General features: G+C 66.1%; 22 protein-coding genes. All 22 read left to right on the top strand.

Annotated elements, in window-relative coordinates:
- Nucleotides 1–14: 14 nt before the first annotated feature.
- The 22 genes from trbL to L0977_RS14000 all read left to right on the top strand — a co-directional run bounded on the left by trbL (nucleotide 15) and on the right by L0977_RS14000 (nucleotide 21,610).
- Entirely contained in the window at nucleotides 15–1,382 is a 1,368-nt protein-coding gene (gene trbL, locus L0977_RS14105; protein ID WP_234265490.1) for a P-type conjugative transfer protein TrbL, read from the top strand.
- A 12-nt stretch (nucleotides 1,383–1,394) separates the two neighbouring features.
- Nucleotides 1,395–2,099: a conjugal transfer protein TrbF gene (gene trbF / locus L0977_RS14100; protein ID WP_234265489.1), complete on the top strand. Its 705-nt coding sequence runs from the start codon at nucleotides 1,395–1,397 to the stop codon at nucleotides 2,097–2,099.
- A 59-nt stretch (nucleotides 2,100–2,158) separates the two neighbouring features.
- Nucleotides 2,159–3,109, top strand: coding sequence for a P-type conjugative transfer protein TrbG (gene trbG, locus L0977_RS14095; protein ID WP_234265517.1), 951 nt, complete (start codon nucleotides 2,159–2,161; stop codon nucleotides 3,107–3,109).
- Between the two features lie 8 nt (nucleotides 3,110–3,117).
- Complete coding sequence (locus L0977_RS14090) at nucleotides 3,118–4,425, top strand: TrbI/VirB10 family protein (protein WP_234265516.1); 1,308 nt, start codon at nucleotides 3,118–3,120, stop codon at nucleotides 4,423–4,425.
- A complete protein-coding gene (locus L0977_RS14085) occupies nucleotides 4,422–4,700 on the top strand; it encodes a DUF2274 domain-containing protein (protein WP_234265488.1) in 279 nt (92 codons plus the stop codon). The genes L0977_RS14090 and L0977_RS14085 overlap by 4 nt, the downstream gene beginning before the upstream one ends.
- Before the next feature lie 1,386 nt (nucleotides 4,701–6,086).
- Nucleotides 6,087–6,842: a hypothetical protein gene (locus L0977_RS14080; RefSeq protein ID WP_234265487.1), complete on the top strand. Its 756-nt coding sequence runs from the start codon at nucleotides 6,087–6,089 to the stop codon at nucleotides 6,840–6,842.
- Nucleotides 6,843–6,960: 118 nt separating this feature from the next.
- Nucleotides 6,961–7,173 (top strand): AlpA family transcriptional regulator, encoded by a 213-nt coding sequence (locus tag L0977_RS14075; protein ID WP_234265486.1) that lies wholly within the window; start codon nucleotides 6,961–6,963, stop codon nucleotides 7,171–7,173.
- Between the two features lie 42 nt (nucleotides 7,174–7,215).
- Nucleotides 7,216–8,091 (top strand): ParA family protein, encoded by an 876-nt coding sequence (locus tag L0977_RS14070; protein ID WP_234265485.1) that lies wholly within the window; start codon nucleotides 7,216–7,218, stop codon nucleotides 8,089–8,091.
- Nucleotides 8,075–8,323 carry a type II toxin-antitoxin system HicA family toxin gene (locus L0977_RS14065; RefSeq protein WP_234265484.1) on the top strand — a complete coding sequence of 83 codons (249 nt, stop codon included), beginning with the start codon at nucleotides 8,075–8,077 and terminating at the stop codon, nucleotides 8,321–8,323. The genes L0977_RS14070 and L0977_RS14065 overlap by 17 nt, the downstream gene beginning before the upstream one ends.
- A complete protein-coding gene (locus L0977_RS14060) occupies nucleotides 8,316–9,950 on the top strand; it encodes a ParB family protein (RefSeq protein ID WP_234265483.1) in 1,635 nt (544 codons plus the stop codon). The genes L0977_RS14065 and L0977_RS14060 overlap by 8 nt, the downstream gene beginning before the upstream one ends.
- Before the next feature lie 15 nt (nucleotides 9,951–9,965).
- Nucleotides 9,966–10,526 (top strand): DUF2857 domain-containing protein, encoded by a 561-nt coding sequence (locus tag L0977_RS14055; protein ID WP_234265482.1) that lies wholly within the window; start codon nucleotides 9,966–9,968, stop codon nucleotides 10,524–10,526.
- 3 nt (nucleotides 10,527–10,529) lie between these two features.
- Nucleotides 10,530–11,798 carry an STY4528 family pathogenicity island replication protein gene (locus tag L0977_RS14050; RefSeq protein ID WP_234265481.1) on the top strand — a complete coding sequence of 423 codons (1,269 nt, stop codon included), beginning with the start codon at nucleotides 10,530–10,532 and terminating at the stop codon, nucleotides 11,796–11,798.
- Nucleotides 11,799–12,246: 448 nt separating this feature from the next.
- Nucleotides 12,247–13,029: a PFL_4669 family integrating conjugative element protein gene (locus L0977_RS14045; RefSeq protein WP_072294602.1), complete on the top strand. Its 783-nt coding sequence runs from the start codon at nucleotides 12,247–12,249 to the stop codon at nucleotides 13,027–13,029.
- The gene (locus tag L0977_RS14040; RefSeq protein WP_234265480.1) at nucleotides 13,026–13,553 is read left to right on the top strand and encodes a DUF3158 family protein; all 528 of its coding nucleotides are present in this window, start codon (nucleotides 13,026–13,028) and stop codon (nucleotides 13,551–13,553) included. The genes L0977_RS14045 and L0977_RS14040 overlap by 4 nt, the downstream gene beginning before the upstream one ends.
- A gap of 73 nt (nucleotides 13,554–13,626) precedes the next feature.
- Complete coding sequence (locus L0977_RS14035; protein WP_234265479.1) at nucleotides 13,627–14,079, top strand: single-stranded DNA-binding protein; 453 nt, start codon at nucleotides 13,627–13,629, stop codon at nucleotides 14,077–14,079.
- A 273-nt stretch (nucleotides 14,080–14,352) separates the two neighbouring features.
- Complete coding sequence (locus L0977_RS14030; RefSeq protein WP_234265478.1) at nucleotides 14,353–16,365, top strand: DNA topoisomerase III; 2,013 nt, start codon at nucleotides 14,353–14,355, stop codon at nucleotides 16,363–16,365.
- A gap of 537 nt (nucleotides 16,366–16,902) precedes the next feature.
- Nucleotides 16,903–18,513 (top strand): DNA cytosine methyltransferase, encoded by a 1,611-nt coding sequence (locus tag L0977_RS14025; protein ID WP_234265477.1) that lies wholly within the window; start codon nucleotides 16,903–16,905, stop codon nucleotides 18,511–18,513.
- A gap of 242 nt (nucleotides 18,514–18,755) precedes the next feature.
- On the top strand, nucleotides 18,756–19,313 hold the full coding sequence (locus tag L0977_RS14020) for a hypothetical protein (RefSeq protein WP_234265476.1): 558 nt from the start codon (nucleotides 18,756–18,758) through the stop codon (nucleotides 19,311–19,313).
- Nucleotides 19,314–19,649: 336 nt separating this feature from the next.
- Entirely contained in the window at nucleotides 19,650–19,874 is a 225-nt protein-coding gene (locus tag L0977_RS14015; RefSeq protein WP_234265475.1) for a hypothetical protein, read from the top strand.
- A 21-nt stretch (nucleotides 19,875–19,895) separates the two neighbouring features.
- Complete coding sequence (locus L0977_RS14010) at nucleotides 19,896–20,288, top strand: hypothetical protein (protein WP_234265474.1); 393 nt, start codon at nucleotides 19,896–19,898, stop codon at nucleotides 20,286–20,288.
- Between the two features lie 210 nt (nucleotides 20,289–20,498).
- Nucleotides 20,499–21,236: a DUF5983 family protein gene (locus tag L0977_RS14005; protein WP_234265473.1), complete on the top strand. Its 738-nt coding sequence runs from the start codon at nucleotides 20,499–20,501 to the stop codon at nucleotides 21,234–21,236.
- Between the two features lie 95 nt (nucleotides 21,237–21,331).
- On the top strand, nucleotides 21,332–21,610 hold the full coding sequence (locus tag L0977_RS14000; protein WP_234265472.1) for a uridylate kinase: 279 nt from the start codon (nucleotides 21,332–21,334) through the stop codon (nucleotides 21,608–21,610).
- Nucleotides 21,611–21,730: the final 120 nt, after the last annotated feature.

Genomic DNA, 21,730 nt, shown 5'->3' with positions numbered 1-21,730 from the left:
CCGGGAGCCCTGCCATGGACGACGTCGCCGTCATCGACCGCTTCCTGAACACTTTCTCCACCTACATCGACTCGGGTTTCGGGTTGCTGAACGGCGAGGTCGCCTTCCTCACCGCCACGTTGGTGGCCATCGACATGACCCTGGCCGGCCTCTTCTGGGCCATGGGCCACGCCACCGGCCAGGGCGAGGACGTGATGGCGAAGCTGATCCGCAAGGTGCTGTACGTGGGTGCCTTCGCCTACATCATCGGCAACTTCAACAGCCTGTCAGGCATCGTCTTCCGCTCGTTCGCCGGTCTGGGCCTGCAGGCCAGCGGCTCGGGCATGAGCCTGGCCACTTTCCTGCAGCCGGGTCACCTGGCCAAAGCCGGCATCGATGCGGCGGCCCCCATCCTGCAGCAGATCAGCGACCTGTCCGGCTTTCCGGAGGTGTTCATCAACATCGCACCCATCGTGGTGCTGTTCCTGGCTTGGCTCACGGTGATCGTGAGCTTCTTCGTGCTGGCCGTGCAGCTCTTCGTGACGCTGCTGGAGTTCAAGCTGACGACCTTGGCCGGCTTTGTGCTGGTGCCCTTTGCCCTGTGGAACAAGACCACCTTCCTGGCCGAGAAGGTGCTGGGCAACGTGGTGTCATCGGGCATCAAGGTGCTGGTGCTCGCGGTGATCGTGGGCATCGGAACGGGACTGTTCGCCCAGTTCCATACGGCACCGGCCGAACCCTCCATCGACCACGCGCTGGTGGTGATGCTGGCCTCACTCTCATTGCTGGGACTGGGCATCTTCGGGCCCGGCATCGCGACCGGCCTGGTGTCCGGCGCGCCGCAGCTGGGTGCGGGCGCGGCAGCCGGCACGGCGCTGGGCGCCACGGGTCTGGCGGTGGCCGGAGGCGCTGCCGTGGCGGGTGCCGGTGCGGCCGTGGCCGCCGGCGCACGCATGGCGCCCGGCGCCGCACGGGCCGCGATCGGCAGTGGCGCTTCGGCGGCCCGTTCGGCCAGCGGCCTCGCGGCTGGCGCGAAGTCCGCCTATGAGGCCGGCGCTGCCGCGTCCTCTGGCGGTCCGCTGCGCGCCGCCGGTGCCGGCGTGGCCAATGTCGCCCGCACAGGCGCCAGCGCGGTGGGCCAAAAACTGGCCGAAGGCGCCAAGGCCGTGAAGAACAAAGTCTCGGGCTTCGTGGCGGACGCTGCCGCGCCAGCGGCTGCCAGCGCCGAGTCGGCCGCCACAGCTTCCTCCAGCCCGCCCCCAGCCACCGAGCCCGCCTGGGCGCAGCGCATGCGCCGACGCCAGCAGATGGGGCACGCTGCCACGACGGCCGCGCACACCCTGCGCGGTGGCGATGGGGGCGGCTCGGGCAGCGGGCCCAGCCTTCGTGATTCGGATTCCTGAGGAGAACCCAGCATGCGATTCAAACGACCGCAGGTGCGCTATGCCGACACGCCGCAGCCTGCCACCCCCTACCAATCGGCCGCACAGGCCTGGGACGAGCGCATCGGATCGGCCCGCGTGCAGGCCCGCAACTGGCGCCTGATGGCCTTTGGCTGCCTGTCGCTGGCCTTGCTGATGGCCGGTGGTCTGGTCTGGCGCTCGGCGCAGTCCATCGTAACGCCCTACGTGGTGGAGGTGGATCAGGCTGGCCAGGTGCGCACCGTGGGCGAAGCCGCCTCACCCTACCGCCCCGGCGATGCGCAGATCGCGCACCACCTGGCCCGCTTCGTGACGCTGGTGCGTTCGCTGTCTATAGACCCAATCGTGGTGCGGCAGAACTGGCTGGACGCCTACGACTACACGACCGACCGCGGGGCCGCCGTGCTCAACGAGTACGCCCGCACCAACGACCCGTTCGTGAGGGTGGGCAAGGAGTCGGCGACGGTGCAGATCACCAGCGTGGTCCGGGCCAGCGACGCCTCGTTCAACGTGCGCTGGACCGAGCAGCGCTTCGTCAACGGCGCACCAGCCGGCACCGAGCGGTGGACGGCCGTGGTCTCGACCGTGCTGCAGACGCCGCGCACCGAGCAGCGTCTGCGCAAGAACCCCCTGGGCATCTACGTCAACGGCCTGTCCTGGAGCCGCGAACTGGATGCCACCGAAGGAAACAAACAATGAACACCCTGAACCCGACTCTGCGCCTGTTCTCCAGTGCGATCGCCGTTGCCGCCACCCTGATGGGTTGCGCGTCGCAAGGCACGCCGCCGACCGTGATTCCGCTGGACGAGCCCGTAATGGCGCAGCCCCTGCCCGAGCCGCCCCAGCCGGTGGAAGTGGTCGCGGTGCCGCAGGTGCTGCCCATGCCCTCGCAGATGAAGCCGCTGCCTGCGGCGCAGGACAAGCCGTCCGTGTCCGAGCCCTTGGACGAACGGCTACGGGTGTCGCGGGCCAACGAAGAGGCCCGGGTCGCACCGACGCGGGAGGGCTACGTCAACGCGATCCAGGTCTGGCCCTACACCGACGGTGCGCTGTACCAGGTCTATGCAGCGCCGGGGCGCGTCACGGTGATCTCGCTACAGGCGGGTGAAGAGCTGGTCACGGTGGCGGCCGGCGACACGGTGCGCTGGATCGTGGGCGACACGTCCAGCGGATCGGGCGATGCGCTGCGCGTGAACGTGCTGGTCAAGCCGGTGCGCACCGGCCTGAAGACCAACCTGGTCGTCACCACCAACCGGCGCACCTACCTGATCGAGCTGACCTCTACCGAGAAGGCGTGGATGGCCTCGGTGTCCTGGGACTACCCCAAGGACCGCATGCTGGCCTTGCAGCGCCAGGCCCAGGCGGCACAGACGGCAGCGCCCGTGGACGCAGGGCTGTCGCTGGAGCGCATCCGCTTCCGCTACGCGATCAGCGGCAGCACGCCGCCCTGGAAGCCCTTGCGGGCCTTTGACGATGGCGACAAGGTCTACATCCAATTCCCGGCCGGCATCGCGCAAGGCGAGTTGCCGCCGCTGTTCGTCATCGGCGCGCAGGGCGACGGGCAGTTGGTGAACTACCGCTTCCGCTCACCCTACTACATCGTCGACCGCCTGTTTGGTGCGGCAGAACTGCGGCTGGGCGCCGACAAGGGCGACGTGGTCCGCATCGAGCGCACGGACGGATGGCCACCGACCTCTCGGAGGAACTGAACATGTCCATGCACGACCCCGAACCGTCCGATGCGCCCGGCCGTCCTGCTGCGGCCAAGGTGTCGCCCGAATCGATGGCGCTGCGCGCCCAGCCACGCCCAGTGACCCGGCTCAATCGCCGCAGCCTCGCGCTGCTGGCGGGCCTTCTGGCCTTGGGTGTGCTGGGGGCAACGGTCTGGTCGCTGCAGCCCAAGACTCGCCGGGAGTCCAGCGAGCCCGCCGAGCTGTTCAACGTTGATCGCGTCTCGCGCTCCGAGGGCCTGGGGCAGTTGCCTGCGGATTACTCCAAGCTGCAGCAACCCGCACCGGTGCCGGAGTTGGGGCCACCCCTGCCCGGCGACCTGGGCCCAGCCATCGTCAAGTCGCAACAGCCGGTGGTCCCGAGCTATTCGCCACCGGGACACGATCCTGCCGCGTCAGAGCGTGATGCCCGGCGCAAGGAGTCCGAGCAGGCTGCCGCCGCATCGGTTTTCTTTCGCAATGGTTCGCAGCGCGCGGCAACTGCTGCGCCGACCGCTGCGGCCCCTGGCACCCCGAGCTCGGTGCCCAGCGGCCTGACGGGTTTCGACCCCATGGCAGCTGGCCCGGCGTCCACGCCAGCGCAGGCCAGCGGTGCCGACGCCACGGCGTCACAGAACCGGCAAGACCAGAAAGAGGCTTTCCAGAAAACCGCTTCCACGGAAACACGCAATTCCGGCTCGCTGCAACTGCCCGCCTCGCCGTACCAGGTGATGGCAGGCACGGTGATTGCCGGAGCCTTGGTCACCGGCATCCAGTCCGACCTGCCCGGCGACGTGATCGCCACGGTCACCGAGCCGGTCTACGACACCGCCACCGGCAAACACCTGCTGATCCCGCAGGGCTCACGCATCCTTGGGCGCTACAACAGCCAGGTGAGCTATGGCCAGAGTCGAGTGCAGGTGGTGTGGAACCGGGTGATCCTGCCCGACACGTCGTCACTGACACTGGACAACCTGGTGGGTTCCGACCCTGCCGGCCGGGCCGGGCTCGAAGATGGGGTGGACTGGCACTGGGATCGCGTCTTCGCAGGGGCCGCACTGACCTCGCTGCTGGGCATCGGTGCCGAGCTCGCCGCGCCCGAGAACCGGCAGGACGGCAATCGCATCGTGATCGCGGGACGCGACAGCCTACAGGACAGCGTGAACCAGATCGGTCAGGAAGTGACCCGCCGCAACCTGAACATCCAGCCGACACTGACCGCGCGACCGGGCTTACCCATGCGCGTCATCGTCAATCGGGATCTCGTGCTGCGCCCCTATCAGCCGCTGTTCTTCGTTCGAGGATCGCCGCGATGAGCACCGCGCGCAAGCTACGTCTGGGGCCACTGCCCAAGACCGAAAGCGTCAAGCTTACCTTCTCTTGTCCGTCTGACCTGAAGAACGATCTGGATCGCTACGCCGCGCTGCACGCGCAGACCTATGGCGAGGCGACGGATGCGCTGGCGCTGATTCCGCACATGCTGGCGGCGTTCATGGCGCGAGATCGCGGGTTCAAGAAACCTGCCGCGCTCAGACAAGCGCACAAACAGCCGACAAACGCTGAGAATGCTTTCCCGAAAGAAAGGCTCTGAGTTGGTGCCCGAGGCCGGAATCGAACCGGCACGACCGCGAAGTCGAGGGATTTTCTTACCACCTCGGCTTTCGCCGCCAGCGCGTGCGCTGTTCGTGGTCTGGAGCACGCCTTCACCATAGCCTTGCGGCCGTAGGTGCCCGCCGTCTGCTCTCTACACCTTCCCTGGCGTTGATACCTGGGCTTGGCTCGGCGTTGGCTCGGATGTCGGAACATCCAGGGCTTTCGCCGACTTTGACGGGCTTCACTTCGGACGTTTCCCCCCGAAGGCTCAAATTGTTTAAGTCCCTTGTGTCTACCGATTTCACCACTCGGGCAGCACCTGGAGCTTTGGAGCCTACACCACTTCTTGCTGGCTCCTACTCGGCCCCTGGCCATCAATGCGGGCCGCGAACCTCGGTTCCACAAGTTCGCAAGCCATTGTCACTATTGGCTTTTCATCCTGATGACCCAAGCTGAAAAGTCTTGACAAAACAGATTTTAAGTCCGCTGTGTCTACCAGTTTCACCACCGGGGCCCGCAAGCATTGTCGCAGGTCGCGTCAACCCTTCGGGGCAGGGATCACTTGGCGCGGCCAGAAAAAAAGGGAAGCCGGAGCTTCCCTTTTTTCGGATATGGAGCGGGAAACGAGACATGCACTAGGCGCGTAAGTCGTTGTTTCCCGAACACTTTCTTCGCCGAGGTGGCCAGCGAAGACCTCAATTGTAGCCTTATTTTTCGTCCTCGACAACAAAGATCATCCAGAGATCGCCACTGACGTCCAAGCACTACCACCCGGCACATCAGAACAGCGCTTGCCACATCGTCGCTCGCGGCCGACTCGAACTCGTCGCCCACGCACCGTTCTCCGCTCCCGCGCCCCCCACCGCAACGCCTAGCTAGCCACGCCTCTGGTCCCTGCGCACAGCCGCCCCGGAGCAGAACGCATTGCTCGCGCGTGACGCTGGCAGAGCGCACACGCCGGCCGCGGTGCGTCGGCGCGATTCTTTATCGGTATATCAGGATGCGGAAACAAGCACCACAGGCGCGGATTCGTCGCGTCCGGTCGGACGCTGGACGGCAATTGCCATCCCTCTCGCATGTCGTGAAACCGCTGGCATATCAGGTCATACCCAGGCGGTGTTGCGGAAGCCGCTACTTCTTACGACGCTGATAGCGTGAGCGTCGCTGTCGAGCCTGCTTCCGTTTGCTCGACCTCCTAGCGATCGATGGAATTTTTGCACATCGAGCACACGACGGCTACCAGTAGCGCGAGTTGATGAGAAGCACTCAAGCCCCATGACGAAGCCGGCCTCGGGACCCGCTTCCTGCACAGGCAATAGACCGACCATGAGGTAGGCGGCAAGGGAGTCGCCGGTGTAGTTCTTCTCCTGGAAGGAGACCGAGCATGCACGAGAACAAAAATGATGCACAAACATCAAAGGTGTTCTATCACCCGATCGAAGCGTCCATCCGCTGGGCCGGGCTGCTGCGATACGAACAGGTGATCCTGGCTTCGGCTTCGTCGCCAAGGAATCTGCCGCAGTCGCTGGACTGCCCACGCTGGGGTGAACTGCGGCTGTACACGGAACGCATCTATGATGGCATCCTCAATGGGGAACTGCCCTTCGGGCGGGACGGTATCACGACACGCGATACCGCACTGATCGACTCCCCTCATCTGACGGTTCGTCACGTCGATCTGAAGCGCTGGATGCACCAGCATTACCCTGAACAACGGCCCGGCTTTCTCTTCTCCCGTACCGAGCGCCTCGCCCATCCTTTTATCACGCTGGAAATCGGGCAAGCCATGCTCGTTGAGCGGCTCGCCATGAAGTCCGCGCTGGACCAGTCAAAGCGCCGAATCCGCGACCTGCAGGAAAAGCACGAAGCGCTGCTCAAGCAGTCCACGGTGATTCCCGCCTGCGCGCAGTGTCCGATCAGCGATCGGGCCGAGGCCACCTACCTGAACATCATCGGAGGCATGCTGGAGCTGATGCTCGGCCAATCACCATCGGGCAAGTCTTACTCCAGCTTCAAGACGCAGGAGGCCGTTGTCAGCGCATTGGTCGCCCATCACAGCGGCGTCATGGGGATCGCCGAGCGGACATTGAACGGCAAGTTCGCGACGGCTAGGCGCCGGCTGCATAGCGCAACCCTCTGAGGCTTTCCAGCTTGTATGTGCAGTCGTGGAGATTGCATTTGCAATGTCCTTTCGCAGCCGTGTCTATTGAATAGAGGTCACGCCAACAAACGCCACTGAGCGTTCAGGAGTGACCGCCATGTCGCAAACACCTGTTCTTCCGCCCAACGAGCGCCGCATCCTGCGGCTGGAAGAAGTCGAAGCGAAGTCCGGCTTCAAGCGCGCCCACCTCTACAACCTGATGCGCGCCGGCAAGTTCCCCAAGGCGCTGCGCCTGGGCGTGCGCGCCGTCGGTTGGGATTCCATCGAGATCGATCAATGGATCGCCGAGCGCCTCAACAACCGGGCCTGACCCGTTCTCCCACGGACTTCCCATCCTCACACGGAGAACCCCATGCAGGTCGTATCCATCATTTCAACGAAAGGCGGCGTCGGCAAGACCACCACAGCAGCGAACCTGGGCGGGTTCGCCGCCGACGCGGGGCTGCGCGTGCTGCTGCTCGATCTCGACGTGCAGCCCACATTGTCCTCGTACTACGAGCTAGCCCACCGCGCGCCTGGCGGCATCTATGAATTGCTGGCCTTCAACGAGCGCGACCTCGGCCAGCTCGTGTCCCGCACGATCATCACGGGCCTGGACCTGGTGCTGTCCAACGACCACCGGGGCGAGTTGAACACCTTGCTGCTGCACGCGCCGGATGGGCGCCTACGGCTACGGCACCTGCTGCCGGCACTGGCTCCCCTCTACGACCTGGTGCTGATCGACACCCAGGGTGCACGCTCGGTGACGCTGGAGATGGCGGTGCTCGCCTCCAATCTCGCGCTGTCACCCGTGACCCCGGAAATCCTCGCCGCCCGAGAGCTGCGGCGCGGCACCATGCAGTTGCTGGAAGACATCGCACCGTACCGGCACCTGGGCATCGAGCCGCCGCCGCTGCATCTGCTCATCAACCGAGTCCACCCGGTGTCGGCGAACGCCCGGCTGATCCAGCAGGCCCTGCGCGACCTGTTTCAGGACCACACCGGCATCCGCGTGCTGGCCACCGACGTGCCGGCCATCGAGGCGTATCCACGCGCCGCAACGCGCGGCCTGCCGGTGCATCGAGTCGAGTACCGCCAGCCACCGGGCAGAGTCGCCCCTGCCGCGCTCGACACCATGCGCGGCCTCGCTGGCGAACTGCTCCCGCAATGGCAGCACCGATTTGCCACGGTGTCCGGCCGCCCGCCATTCCCACTTGATACCGGGAGGCCCCATGGCGAACGCACATGAACTGGCCCGAGGCCACAAGCGGCTGCGTGCGCTGATCGAGTTCGCCGTCGGCGAGGGCTGGCACGTCAAGCGCACACCGGGCGGGCACCTCAAATTCACCAAGGCAGGCTGCGCCGCGATCTACACCAGTTCGACGGCCAGCGATCACAGGGCGGCGCTCAATGCCCGGGCGCAGATCCGCCGCGCCGAGCGCGAGGCCCGGTTCGGTGCGCAAGGAGGCCACCATGGCTGAGATGACCTCCCAGCAGATGGCCGGCAAGTTGCTCGCGGCGGGGTTCGAGCGCAGCGGCCCGTCCACCTCGGCCTTGAGCGACCCGATTGCCGACACGCCCATGGTCGTGACCCTGGACCAGTTGCGCCCCTACGACCACGACCCCAGGAAGAAGCGCAATCCGGCCTACGAGGACATCAAGGCGTCCATCCGCGAGCGCGGCCTGGACGCGGCGCCGGCCATCACCCGGCGCCCGGGCGAGGACCACTACATCATCCGCAACGGCGGCAACACGCGCCTGGCGATCCTGCGCGAATTGTGGTCGGAGACCAAGGACGAGCGGTTCTTCCGCATATCGTGCCTGTTCCGGCCGTGGCCCAGCCGCGGCGAAGTCGTGATGCTGACCGGCCACCTGGCCGAGAATGAATTGCGCGGGGGCCTGACGTTCATCGAGCGCGCCCTCGGCGTCGAGAAGGCGCGCGAGTTCTACGAGCAGGAAAGCGGCGCCGCCCTGAGCCAGTCCGAGCTGGCCCGCCGCCTCGCTGCCGATGGCTTCCCGGTCCAGCAGTCGCACATCAGCCGGATGAACGACGCGGTGCGCTACCTGCTGCCGGCGATCCCGACCGTGCTCTATGGTGGGCTCGGCCGCCACCAAGTCGAACGCCTGTCGGTCATGCGCAAGGCCTGCATGCTCGCGTGGGAGCGCTACGCCAAGGGCCGCACGCTGGTGCAGGACTTCGACGACTTCTTTCAGGAGGTGCTGTCGCAGTTCGACACGCAGGCCGACGAGTTCGCCCCCCAGCGCGTGCAGGACGAGCTGATCGGCCAGATGTCCGAGCTGCTCGGCATCGACTACGACGTGCTGGCGCTCGACCTCACCGAATCCGAAAGCCGCCATCGCGCCCTGGTCAGCGATCCGACCCCGCCATCGGCACCGCCCGCGCTGCCTGAGCCTGGCACCGTGGCACGCCCGCCCGCCGCGCCGGCCCCATCGGCCCCGACGCCGGCGGCCACACCTGGGTCGCGCGAGCGCGAGGGCGGCTCGGGGACGGACGGCTCGCCCGCAGGAAGCCCCGTGGCTGCTCCTGGTGATCTGCTGCAGGGACACATCGTTTCGCCGGCACCGACGACGGAGCGGCTGCAATCCATTCAGCGGATGGTCGCCGACGAGCTGGGGGATGCGCTGCCCGATTTCTCGGCCAACGTCTTGCAGTCCATTCCCGTCCAGGCGGGCGGTCTCTACCCGATTTCCGACGTCTGGCACATCGACGCGGGCCTGGACACCCCAGACCGCCTGCGCATCCACATCGCGCAGTTCGCACGCGAGATCGCGGGCGAGGCCGACCTCGATCAGTGCATCGAGGAACGCGCGGACGGTGTTGGCTTCGCATGCCATGCCAGCGCGCAGTCCCCATCACCGCAGGGCCGCGCCGTGCTGGCATTGCTGGCGAGCCTGGCAGGTCAGAGCTTCACCGATGCCGATCTGGACGGCGGGCAGCTTGCCGCCGAGCTGCCGGCGCTGCTGCACGGCCAAGGCGATGCGACCCGCCGCTTGAGCGACACCGCGCTGGTCAAGCTGTTCCGATTGCTGCGCCTGGCCCGGCGCCTGCTGGACCTGGAGTCCGGTGCCGCAGGCCCTGGGGCATGAAGGAAGGAGACCCGCATGTCCGCCCCGCACCCGCTCAATCAGGCCGTCATCGCCCAGGCGCTCTACGACCTGCGCAACGGCCAACTGCGCCGCTGCAAGGCGATGGGCTTCAGCGAGGCCGAACTGGATGCGCTCAAGCATCCCGCCATGGTGAGCGTGCTGGCCAACGCCAATGTCTCGTGGTGTTCCGTGTCCGTGAACCGCGAGGTGCTCCGGCGTCTGCTCTCGCAGGCGCAGGACGTGGAGAAGGAAATCGCGACCGTCGATCGCATGTTGCGCCTGGGCGCCAGCACGGAGATGGTCAGCCGCTTCTATGGCCTGACCCATCAGGAAGTCGCCCTGCGCCGCGAGGTGCTGGGCCTGCCCAAGCGCAAGGGGCGTCACCCTGTCCTGGACGAGAAGCAGGACGTCGAACTGTGGCGGCGCTGGAAAGCCATCACCAGCAGCAGGAATGTGGACTTGGAGGACGAGACTTCGATTCTCGACGCCGCCATGGACCTCGCCGAAGGCATGGATCTGCCGCTGTCGGTGGTCTGGACCGCGATCAAGTCGTGGGTCGATCAGGGATTGGGTTGAGCCATGGCCGTGGACGACACCGCACCACGCCCTGGCCCCGTCGCACTCGCTGACCTGTTCGACGCGGCGCTGAAAGACCTTGCGCCCAGGCCCAGCCTGCTCACGCCCACGCCCACGCGCATGCCAATACTTGCGCCGTCACCTGCGACACCGACCGCGTCCGGCGATGCGTTCCTATTCAGCGGCAACCGGCATGAGACCGTACCGCGGCGGCTGTTCCTCGACCGCCGCCTGACGCCGCTGGAGCGCAACGCCTGGCAGGTGTTCCGGCTGATGCTCAACGACGACGGCGTGACCGCATTCCCCACCTATGAGCAGTTGCGGCCCTGGCTGGCCTCGATGCCCTGCGCCGGGCAGGCCTCGCACGAAACCGTGGCGCGAGCCCTCACGCTGCTGCGGCTGACCCGATGGCTGAGCCTGGTGCGGCGACGGCGCGACGCCAAGACCGGCCGCATCCTCGGCAACCTCTATGTCCTGCACGACGAGCCGCTGACGCCCTTTGAAGCGATGCAGCTCGACCCGGACTACCTGCAACTGGTCAGCCAGGCGCTCGGCCATTCGGCCAAAGCCGTGCAGATCGTGGGCCTGCACACCCTCAAGGAAATCGGTGAAGACCCGATGCTCGCCGGGCGCACCCTACCGTCGCGGTTGCAAGTCCTGGCAGAACGTCTCGCCAGCCAGGGCGTCGGGGCGCACGAAAGTTATCCACAAGAGGATGCGACTCACGAATCCGAAGAAGGGGCGACGAGCCTTCTTCGGAATCCTGACGACCCCACTTCGGATTCCGAAGCAGGGTCGAAACCCGCGCCAGACACCTCTCTTCGGAATCCGAAGCAGGCCCGTACAGTACGTAGTAGTCGTATTAATGAAGTACGTACTACCGCGCAGGCTCAGGCGCAGGCGCGCGCGCTGGGCGACCTGCAATGGCCCAAACGCTTCGCGGAACTGAAGGCAGAGCAGCAGACAGGTGCGCGGGTGGCATTGCAGCAGGTCGATGCCGCGCTGAGGCAGGCCGTGCTGGACGAATGGGCCGCACGATGCAGCAGTCACGGCATCCGCAATCCTGCGGGGTATCTGTTCGGCATCATCCAGCGGGCCATCCATGGCGAGTTCAACGCCTGGGCCAAGAAAGACGCGCCATCGGCACACGCTCCGCCGAATGAGCGGCCACCACCAGCACCGCCACCATCCCAGCCGCAGGGCAAGCCGGTGCCGCCGGAAGTCGCCAGGCAGCACATCGAGCGGCTGCGCAACCTGCTCGCCAGCAAGTGAGCGGGCCTGCAAGGCGGTGAAGTGGATGCCAGTGGCTTCCAGTAGAGCTATCCCCAGGGGATAGTTCCACTGACGGCTACACGTCGAACCGCTGCACGCCAGGCCCCGATCGCCTGCGGCAGGATCGGCCTTGTCCGCGCTTGATCCGGGCGCGCAGCGTTCCTTGGCGCTCCATGGAACTATCCCCTGGGGATAGTTCCACTGACAGCTACGACGTCGAACTGCTGCACGCCAGGCCTCGATCGCCTGCCGCGGGATCGGCCCTGTCCACGCTGGTCCAGGCGTGCAGCATTCCTTGGCGCTCCATGGAACTATCCCTAGGGGATAGCTCGCGATGCATTCGACCGCCGCGCCCTGAACCGGGGACGGGCGGGTTTCGGTTTGTTGACTGACTGCCTTCCGCCACCTGCCGAAGCTGTCCGCTCATTTCCAACAACGAGCGGACACCATGGCAACCACCAACGAACCCCTGCAACTGAATCTCGGCTCCCTGCGCAGCGCGATGTCGCTGACGCTGCACACGCACCACGCCTCTCGCATCTGGCACGGCCGCGCCGCCGCCGAGGGGCGACCGGGCATCGTCGGCCTGAACGGCTACATCGCCCAGATGAACAAGATGCGGCGCGGCTCGGAGCAGGACGACCCGTACAGCGACTTCTGGATGCTGCGCATCGAGGACAAGCTCGACCAGACGAAGGCCACGCTGCAATCGCTGCGCGAGCAGGTGGACCAGGCCCTGGCGAGCGTGCCGCCGGCACTTACCTTGGGCGAAAACCTCAACGTCCAGCCCGTCAAGCTGCCGCTGTTCGTCAATGCGCAGTTGGGCTTTGCCGCGGTGTATCTGCTCGCCGACTACGACGACATCGCCCGCAAGCTGATCCTCGCGCACCACACCGCGCTGATCGATCGCTCGACGCTCGAACGCTGGCTCAACGAAGGCGCGCATGCGCTGCGCAGTCTTTTCAGCCTGGCGCAGCAGTACCGCTACTCGGGTTGCACCCGCGATGACTTCGCCGCCAAGAATGCCGCAGCACGGGCGGCGCTGGAGAAATTCGGCGAGCTGCCGCAGGACGTGCTGGAAGGCACGCGCCGCTCGAAGTTCGCGCCGCCGATCGTGCGCCGTGGCCTGCAGCAGCGCGGTGACGGTCCTGCCGCAGCGCCATCCGCCAGTGACGAAGCCGCCGCCACCGAGGCCCCCGAAGCGACGGCCGGCGAGGACGAGCAGGCATGAGCGACCCGAACCGCGACACCCGCTACTTCCGCCCGCTGCAACAGACCGCCTTCATGCGGCTGGAACACGCAGGCTCTCAAAAAGGCCTTTTAAAGCCTTTTAAAGGTAAAGGGGACTTGGAGGTCTGGGCCAGCCAGTGCTTCGCCATGCGCGACGAGTTGATTGGCTTGGCGCAGCGACAGGTGCTGCCACAGGCCCTCGGGCATCCCTTCCACCTGCTGCCCATCGAACTGGCCCAGCAGACCACTGGCGCAGGCACGGCGTTTCTGCGCTGGCGCAAGCACGACAGGTCAGCCATGGGCGTCGCCCTGTGGCAGGAGCTGATCGCGAGCACCAGCACGCCGGTCAACCTCCTGGCTGACCTGCACGCCATCGAGCTTCAGCGCATCACGCTGAACATGCAGATCAGCCTGTTGCACACCTTGGGCAGGCAGGCCCAGGAGTGCGCCAGCAAGGCCGCCGAGGCGGAGGACGCCTACCTGCGCCGGCTCAAGTCCACGCCACCCGCCCTGCGTGATCGGTGATCGCGCCAGGCATCCCAGCACGCGCCCGCCGCCGACCAGGTGCGGGTATTTCAACCACCACGGAGATTGCAACATGAGCACGCATTTTTCTGGCGAGGGCAACATCGGCTCGCCCCCCGAGTACCGGGAGTTCCCCAACGGCAACGACGAGCCCAGCCGCCTGCTTCGCCTGAACGTCTATTTCGACAACCCCATTCCCAAGAAGGATGGCAGCTTCGAGGATCGCGGCGGCTTCTGGGCGCCGGTGGAAATCTGGCACCGCGACGCCGCGCACTGGAAGGACCTCTACCAGAAAGGCATGCGCGTGCTGGTCGTCGGCCGCATGGAGCGCGAACCCTGGACGGACAACGAGGACCAGCCGCGCGAGACCTGGCAGATCAACGCGCGCAGCGTCGGCATCCTGCCGTTCCGCATCGAGTCCGTGACCCTCAGCCCCAGGCAGCAAGAGACCGCGCAGGACGCGCAGCCGAAACCTCCGGCCACCCAGGAACCGACCGCGCCGAAGGAGCCGAAGCGCAGGAAGTGACAGGCATGGGGCGGCGGCAGTTGTCCGTCGCCCCCATGCCCTTGCGAGCTATCCCCAGGGGATAGCTCCATCAACGTCCACCGGCGTCCACGCGCCCCCGAAAATCGCGGCTCCCGACCCGCACATCCCCGGCCGAACGCCACTCCCGTCCCCGCCATCCCATCCCGTGAAAGTGGTCGCCACCGCATGCGGCTTGTTTGCTGCTGCCCCTGGTGGTGCTCGGCATCCTCGATTCCAGCAACTCAATGAACCACGGAAATTGGATGGACGGACATGCGGCTGTTCTTGTGCGAGAAGCCCTCCCAGGGCAAAGACATTGGCCGGATTCTCGGCGCGACGCAGCGCGGTGAAGGCTGTCTCAGCGGCTCCGGCGTCACCGTCACCTGGTGCATCGGCCATCTCGTAGAAGCGGCAGCCCCCGAGGTCTATGACGCGGCGCTCAAGCGCTGGTCGCTGGAGCAGTTGCCCATCGTTCCCCAGCAGTGGCGGGTCGAGGTCAAACCGAAGACCGCCACGCAATTCAAGGTCGTCAAGGCGCTTCTGGCGAAGGCGACCCATCTGGTCATCGCCACCGATGCCGACCGCGAGGGCGAGTTGATCGCTCGCGAGATCATCGACCTGTGCGGCTACCGCGGCCCCATCGAGCGGCTATGGCTGTCGGCGCTCAACGATGCGTCGATCCGCACCGCGCTCGGCAAGCTGCGGCCGTCTTCCGACACGCTGCCGATGTACTACTCGGCACTGGCGCGCTCGCGCGCCGACTGGCTCGTGGGCATGAATCTCAGCCGGTTGTTCACCGTGCTGGGCCGGCAGGCAGGCTACGACGGCGTGCTATCCGTCGGGCGCGTGCAGACGCCGACCTTGAAGCTCGTCGTGGACCGCGATCGCGAGATCGTGGCCTTCAAGTCGGTGCCGTTCTGGGCCATCGACGTGTCCCTGTCCGCAGGTGGACAGGCTTTCAGCGCGCAGTGGGTTCCGCCCGATGGCTGCACCGACGACGCGGGCCGCTGCCTGCAGCAGCCGGTCGCCCAGCAGGCCGCGCAGCAAATCCGTACTGCGGGCAGCGCCCAGGTGGTATCGGTCGAAACCGAGCGCGTGCGCGAAGGCCCGCCGCTGCTGTTCGACCTGGGCACTTTGCAGGAGGTCTGTTCCAAGCAGCTTGGGCTGGATGTTCAAGAGACCCTTGAAATCGCGCAGGCCTTGTACGAGACGCACAAGGCCACGACGTACCCGCGTTCGGATTCCGGCTACCTGCCTGAAAGCATGTTCACCGAGGTGCCCACGGTCCTGGACAGTTTGCTCAAGACCGACCCGTCACTGCGCCCGATCATGGGCCAACTCGACCGCTCGCAGCGCTCGCGCGCCTGGAACGATGGCAAGGTCACGGCGCACCACGGCATCATCCCGACGCTCGAACCCGCGAACCTCTCCGCCATGAGCGAGAAGGAACTGGCGGTGTATCGGCTGATCCGCGCGCATTACCTCGCGCAGTTCCTCCCTCACCACGAGTTCGACCGCACCGTCGCCGAGCTTTCCTGCGGCCAGCAGAAACTGGTGGCCACCGGAAAGCAGGTGGTCGCCCAGGGTTGGCGTCTGGTGCTGGCCGAGCCGCAAGCGGACGAGGACGGCGACGCCGCTGCGCGCAGCCAGGTGCTACCCGCGCTGCGCGAGGGCCTGGCATGCCATGTGGCCGAGGTTGAGATCAAGGCGCTGAAGACGATGCCCCCCAAGCCCTACACGCAGGGCGAACTGGTCAAGTCGATGAAAGGCGTGGCGCGCTTCGTGACCGACCCGCGCTTGAAAGAGAAGTTGAAGGACACGACGGGCATCGGCACCGAAGCCACGCGCGCCAACATCATCACCGGCCTGCTGACGCGGGGCTATCTCGTGAAGAAGGGACGCTCCATTCGCGCATCGGATGCGGCGTTCACGCTGATCGACGCCGTGCCCGCGGCGATTGCCGATCCCGGAACCACCGCTGTGTGGGAGCAGGCGCTCGACATGATCGAGGCCGGCCAGCTCACCCTGGACGTGTTCATCGGCAAGCAGGCCGCATGGATTTCGCAACTGATCGCGCAGTACGGCGGCACCTCGCTGTCCATCAAGGTTCCCCAGGGTCCCGCTTGCCCGCAGTGCGGCGCACCGACGCGCCAGCGCACCGGCAAGACCGGCCCCTTCTGGTCGTGCAGTCGCTACCCCGACTGCAAAGGCACGCTGCCGGTCGAAACCGGCGCGTCCAAGCGCGGTGCCTCGCGCCCGCGCAGCAGCGGCCGCAAGGGCTCCTGATCGACCCTGTTCCCCGAGAGCCGTGCCCGCCATCGGCGGCGTGGCCCATGTCCCGCACGCCCTGCGGGACGCCCAGCGCGCAACGCCTTCTCCTGTCCGTGTGCGCGTCCCGCCCGGCCGTCCCCGGCTGCGGGGCCTGAAGGTAGTTTCTCCGCGAACCATGTCCGGGGTTTCCCGGCGCGTTCTGCTGATCTGCGTTTTTCCGCCTCTGCGAAGGGTCCCCCGATGACTTGCCAGGCTGCGCGAGCCACCCGGAGACCCTTCGTGGTCAGCGGTATTCGATGCCGCGCCCAACGGCGAAAAACTGGGCTCCTTTTGTGCGCGGATGTGCGCCAGAAGATGCCGGCGCCAACCACGACATGCGCCGGGTGCGATTGCTGACAGCAGACGGTTCTAGCGACGACCGGGCCTGCAACAGCCCACGGGTGGTTCCGTCCTCCCGAGCCGAAGGCCACACGGCCTTCGGCGCCTTTCTCCTGCCGATCAACGTCCCGGCCCGGCCACACGGTCCAGGGCCACACGAACAGGAGACCCGCCATGAACCCGCAACCTCGCACCCCACGCGGTGCGCCCCAGGCCGCGCCACTGCTGTACGGCAGCGTGTGCAGCGGCATCGAGGCCGTGAGCCTCGCCTGGCAACCCCTCGGCCTCGAAGCCGCGTGGTTCGCCGAAATCGAGCCGTTCCCGAGCGCCGTGCTCGCCCACCATTACCCCCACGTGCCCAACCTGGGCGACATGACCGCGATCGCCCGCCAGGTGCGCGCCGGCACCGTGCCGGCGCCCGACATCCTGGTCGGCGGCACGCCGTGCCAGTCGTTCAGCGTTGCAGGTAGCCGTCGCGGACTGGATGACCCGCGCGGTGCCTTGACCCTTGCCTATGTGGAGCTTGCCAATGCCATCGACCAAACCCGCCACCAAGACCGCCGCCCGGCGGCCACGCTCGTCTGGGAAAACGTCCCCGGCGTCCTCAACGATCGCAGCAACGCCTTCGGGCATTTCCTGGGGGCACTGGCCGGAGAAAGCCGTGCGCTCCAGCCGCCAGGGGATCGGTGGGCGCACGCTGGTTGTGTGTCTGGACCCCGCCGCCGCATCGCCTGGCGCGTGCTCGACGCTCAATATTTCGGTGTCGCCCAACGCCGCAAGCGCGTGTTTCTTGTGGCAAGTGGTGGAGATGACCTCGATCCCGCAGAAGTACTTTTTGAGCGCGACGGCCTGCGCGGGGATTCTTCGCCGGGCTGCTCGCCGTGGCAAGACGCTTCCCGCACTGCTGGACATGGCGCTGCAGCAGCAGGCGGCTACGCCGGACTGAAGCAGCCCTATGGCAAGGTCACCATGACGTTCGGGTTCGGCGGTGGCAATACCGCAGGTCCCATCGACGTGGCCGCCTGCCTGACCGCCGCGCCCGGTCCGAAGAATGACTTTGAGGTCGAAACCTTCCTCGCGCAGTCCGTTGCAGGCAACATCACCCACACGCTCAGCACCGCCAATGGCGGCAAGGGCAGCAGCGAAGACGGCACCGGCAAGGGTGTTCCGATCATCGCCTTCACCGCCCAGGGCAGCGGCGCGGATGCGATGGAGAACCAAGCACCGACGCTGCGCGCTGGCGGGCACCGCAACAGTCACGCGAATGCGGGTGTGGTGCCCGCCGTCGCTTTCGCACAAAACTCCCGTGGCGAACTGCGGCTCGAATCCGGTCACGGCCAGCTTGCCGGAACGCTTTCCACGGGCGGCGGCAAGCCGGGCCAGGGCCGGCCCATGGTGCTGAGCGCGGCGTTGCGTGGCCGCGCCGAAGGACTGGCCTTGGAACTGGGCGGCAACGTAGCGACCGCACTGCGCACCAGCGGCGGCGGCGCGGACAAGCCCCATGTGCTGACCCCCGACTTCGAGGCGCATTTCCGCTACGACTGGAATGACCCTGGCCCCGGCGACTGGTCGCACTGGCGGGTGCGGCGGCTGATGCCCGTTGAGTGCGAGCGGCTGCAAGGCATGCCCGACGACTACACGCTGATCCCGTACCGCGGCAAGTCCGCCGCGGATGCTCCGCGCTACAAGGCGATCGGCAACTCCATGGCCGTCCCGTGCATGGCATGGCTGGGCCAACGCCTCGTGCAATGCCTGCACAAGACGGGCTCGACCGCTTCGGATTGATCGGCGACGCAGCCTGCGGGCCGCGCCATTCTCCCTCCTGCATTGCCGATGTATCGGCAGCAGCCCGCAGCCAGGGTGTCAAGGCTGCCGTGGGTTCCGCCCACGCCACCCGCCAGTTCGCCTCGGCATCTCACCGGCGAACGCTGCCCACCGGGGCATCGATGCCTCTTTCTCCAACCCACGGGATGGCCGCCACGTCCCGTCAGGGGCATGTCGCCACCCGGTCGATTTCAGGACTTCCCATGGACAACATCACCAAGCAAGACCGCATCACGCTGAAGAACCTCAAGGTGGCAGATTTCGCCAGCGAGGAAACGATGTGCTTCAGCGCCACCGTCGTGTTCGACGGCACTCCCATCGCCGAGGCCCGCAACGATGGCCACGGCGGCTCGACGTTCCTCCACGCGCTCAACGGCAAGGCGGCGCTGCTGGCGCAGGCCGAAGCCTTCGCCAAGGGCCTACCGCCTGCGCCGCTCGACCTCGGCCAGGAGGGTGAAGACCCTCACTACATCGACATGACGCTCGACTTCCTGGTCGATGAACTGGCCGATGCCATGCACGCGGAACGCAAGGTGCGATCCGCGTTCAACCGCGACATCGGCAACAAGGTGCTGTTCATCAAGGACGGCAAACTGCTGTTCATCAAAGGCATCAAGCTCAAGGCCATCGCCGATCGCAAGGCGTACTTCGATTCGCTGCGCGCCCGGCAGGCCCAGCCCATCGTCATCCTCGCCGAGCTTGCGCCCGAGCAGGCATTCGACCTGTGGAAGCAGCATGTCCTGGGCGACAAGCCCGACTGACCCAGCACCACCACACCCTCCTTACAGCCCTGCACTCGTGCGGGGCTTTTTCTTTTGTCCGGTGCCCATCAATCGGGGCTAGGCCGGATGCCGTTTTCCAACTGACGCAGCGCGCCCCGCACACGAAGCTGCCCGCATGTTCGCTGATTCGTCAGCACATGCCAGCAGCCAGGGTTCCAGGCTGCCGCGGGTCTCTCCCGCGTTGCCCACCAGTCCGCATCGCATCAATTCTGCGGACGCGCGTCCCCGTGACGCTGATGCCTTTTATCAACCGCGTGCGGGAGCTGCCATCCCGTGAGGGACGAGGCCCCGCTTTTTTTTCCAAGGAGCCCGTCCATGTCCCAGCAAGCCTCTTTCGGCCAAACCTTCGGGAAATTGGCCTCGACCTACTGCGGCAAGTTCCTGCCGCTCGAAGTCCTGCAAAGCGCCGCCGGCCACTACATCGGCACGCGCGATACCGAAGGCCCCGTTTCGCGGGAGTCCCGCGAGTACTTCCGCAGCCATGCCGCGGCTCAACGTGCCCTCGAAAGAGGCGGCTGGTCCCAGCTCGCCATTCCCTGATCCAACTGGAGGAGTCACGTCATGAACCAGCTACTGCCGCGGGAAGTCGTCGATCAGATCATGCGGGAAGATCAGCATTTCGCTGCCGCGCCCCAAGCCTTTTTCGAGGCATGGAAGCGCGGCGTCGAGATCGCTGGCCCCGAGTGGTTCGGCGACGGCACCCGTGAAGGTCTGAACCAGGCCAAGAGCAAGTGGGATCTGCGTCCCAACATGCTGCGGCTCAACGATGCCCTCGGCGTCCTGAGCAGCGGGGAACGCATGTTCCTGTCCGCCATGGTCAGCTTCTACAACGCGCGCGAGGGCGGTGCCATGCTCAAGCGCTGCCGTTTCCACGGACTGTCGGACTTCGACGGTCTCGACCTGCAACGCCGCAAGGTCCTCGCCGACCTGCTCATGAACTACAACGGCTGGTGAGCCGGTCTCCGGCACACCACCGCGTCTTCGTTCACGCCCCATGAGGGACATGCGCCCACGAGGCCATGTCCCTCAATTTATTTCCCGCCGTCCAGCGCAGTGCTGCCAACGCCATGGTCAGCATTGCCTGACGCTTTTTCCATTTTCAACCCACCGGGTCCGATTCCCGGTGACGGGAATTGGCTCCAATATTCAATCTGGAGAGTTCCCATGTCTCAGAAAACTAACCCCTTTCTTCGCGGCTACTGGAATCTGAAAATCGTCCGCACGCTGTCCATCAGCTACGACGATGGAAGCCCGCACGTCTGGCGAAACATCCACGCGAGCCAAGATCACCTCTCCGACGAGGAACTGGTTTCGTCGTCCTGCATCGTCACCAACGATTTCGCCCTGGTCAGCAATGGCCCCCAACCCGTGAGTGCCGAGGTGCTGGCCGAATGCGATGCCGGTGAATGCCTCAGCGGGGAAGGCGTGATTGGGGCCGTGGTCTACGCCATCCATGGCGATGACTTCGACGGTCGTCCGGTCCACATCGGTGACACCTATTCGGCCGAGGCCGCGCGGGAAGTCGCGCAGCGCCTGAGTTTCGAGACCGGCTACTACAGCCGGTGCTGGGAGATCAGCCGTGAGCACATCACGGTCGATACCTGGCACTACCTCGCCAACCTGGCGGACCTCGCCACGCCGGAGGCCATGCTGTTCATCGCCTTCCGGGTGCCGTACAGCCCGGCGATCGGCGTCAAGCTGATTTCCACGCCCTGGACGGACCAGAACCTGGAGCACGCCGAGGGCATCACCGTCGAGCAGCTTCGGCAGGAGCACCGGAACAAGGGCATGCCGGACGACCTGGCGAACATCCTTGACCTGGCTGGCCAGGCCGATGTGCGCATCCTGATCCTCGACGCCGACGCACCTGCGCTGCTGGGCCTGCCGCTGGCTGAGTCCTAGCAGCCGCACGACGCGCCAGTCATCCTCTTTGTCCCCTCATGCCAGCCCGTCTCCCCCGAGGAGCCGGGCTGGTCCATTTTCATAGGAGCAACCTCATGTTCCCCGACCTCATTTCGCGCGCACCCGACTTCGAGCACCAGCTTGGAGCCTGCGTCAACGCCATGGGCCAGGACGATGCCATCGGCCAGATCCTGGTATTCGAGCGCACGCACGGCATGCTGCACATGCGCCATATCGTCAGCGACGACCTGGTGGACTCCGACATTGATGACTACGAAATGGTCGTCTTCGACGGTGGCAACACCAGCGGCGACACGTGGAAGCATGTCTTCTTCCCGCGTCAGCGCGAACACTACTTCGTGTACGAAGCTTGACCCAACCAGCCCCTTTCGAGGGGCTTTTTCTTGCCCGCAGCGCAGGAAAACCGGGTGCGGCGCAGTGCCGTTTCATGCGGGCGGGTAGCCCGGCCCAGGGCCATCATTGCCCCCATGTTC

The organism is Hydrogenophaga sp. NFH-34 (assembly GCF_021401345.1).
In the GTDB taxonomy this organism is placed as follows: domain Bacteria; phylum Pseudomonadota; class Gammaproteobacteria; order Burkholderiales; family Burkholderiaceae_C; genus Hydrogenophaga; species Hydrogenophaga electricum.
Note: the sequence above shows the minus strand (reverse complement) of the source record. Positions and strands in the feature narration are given on the sequence as shown.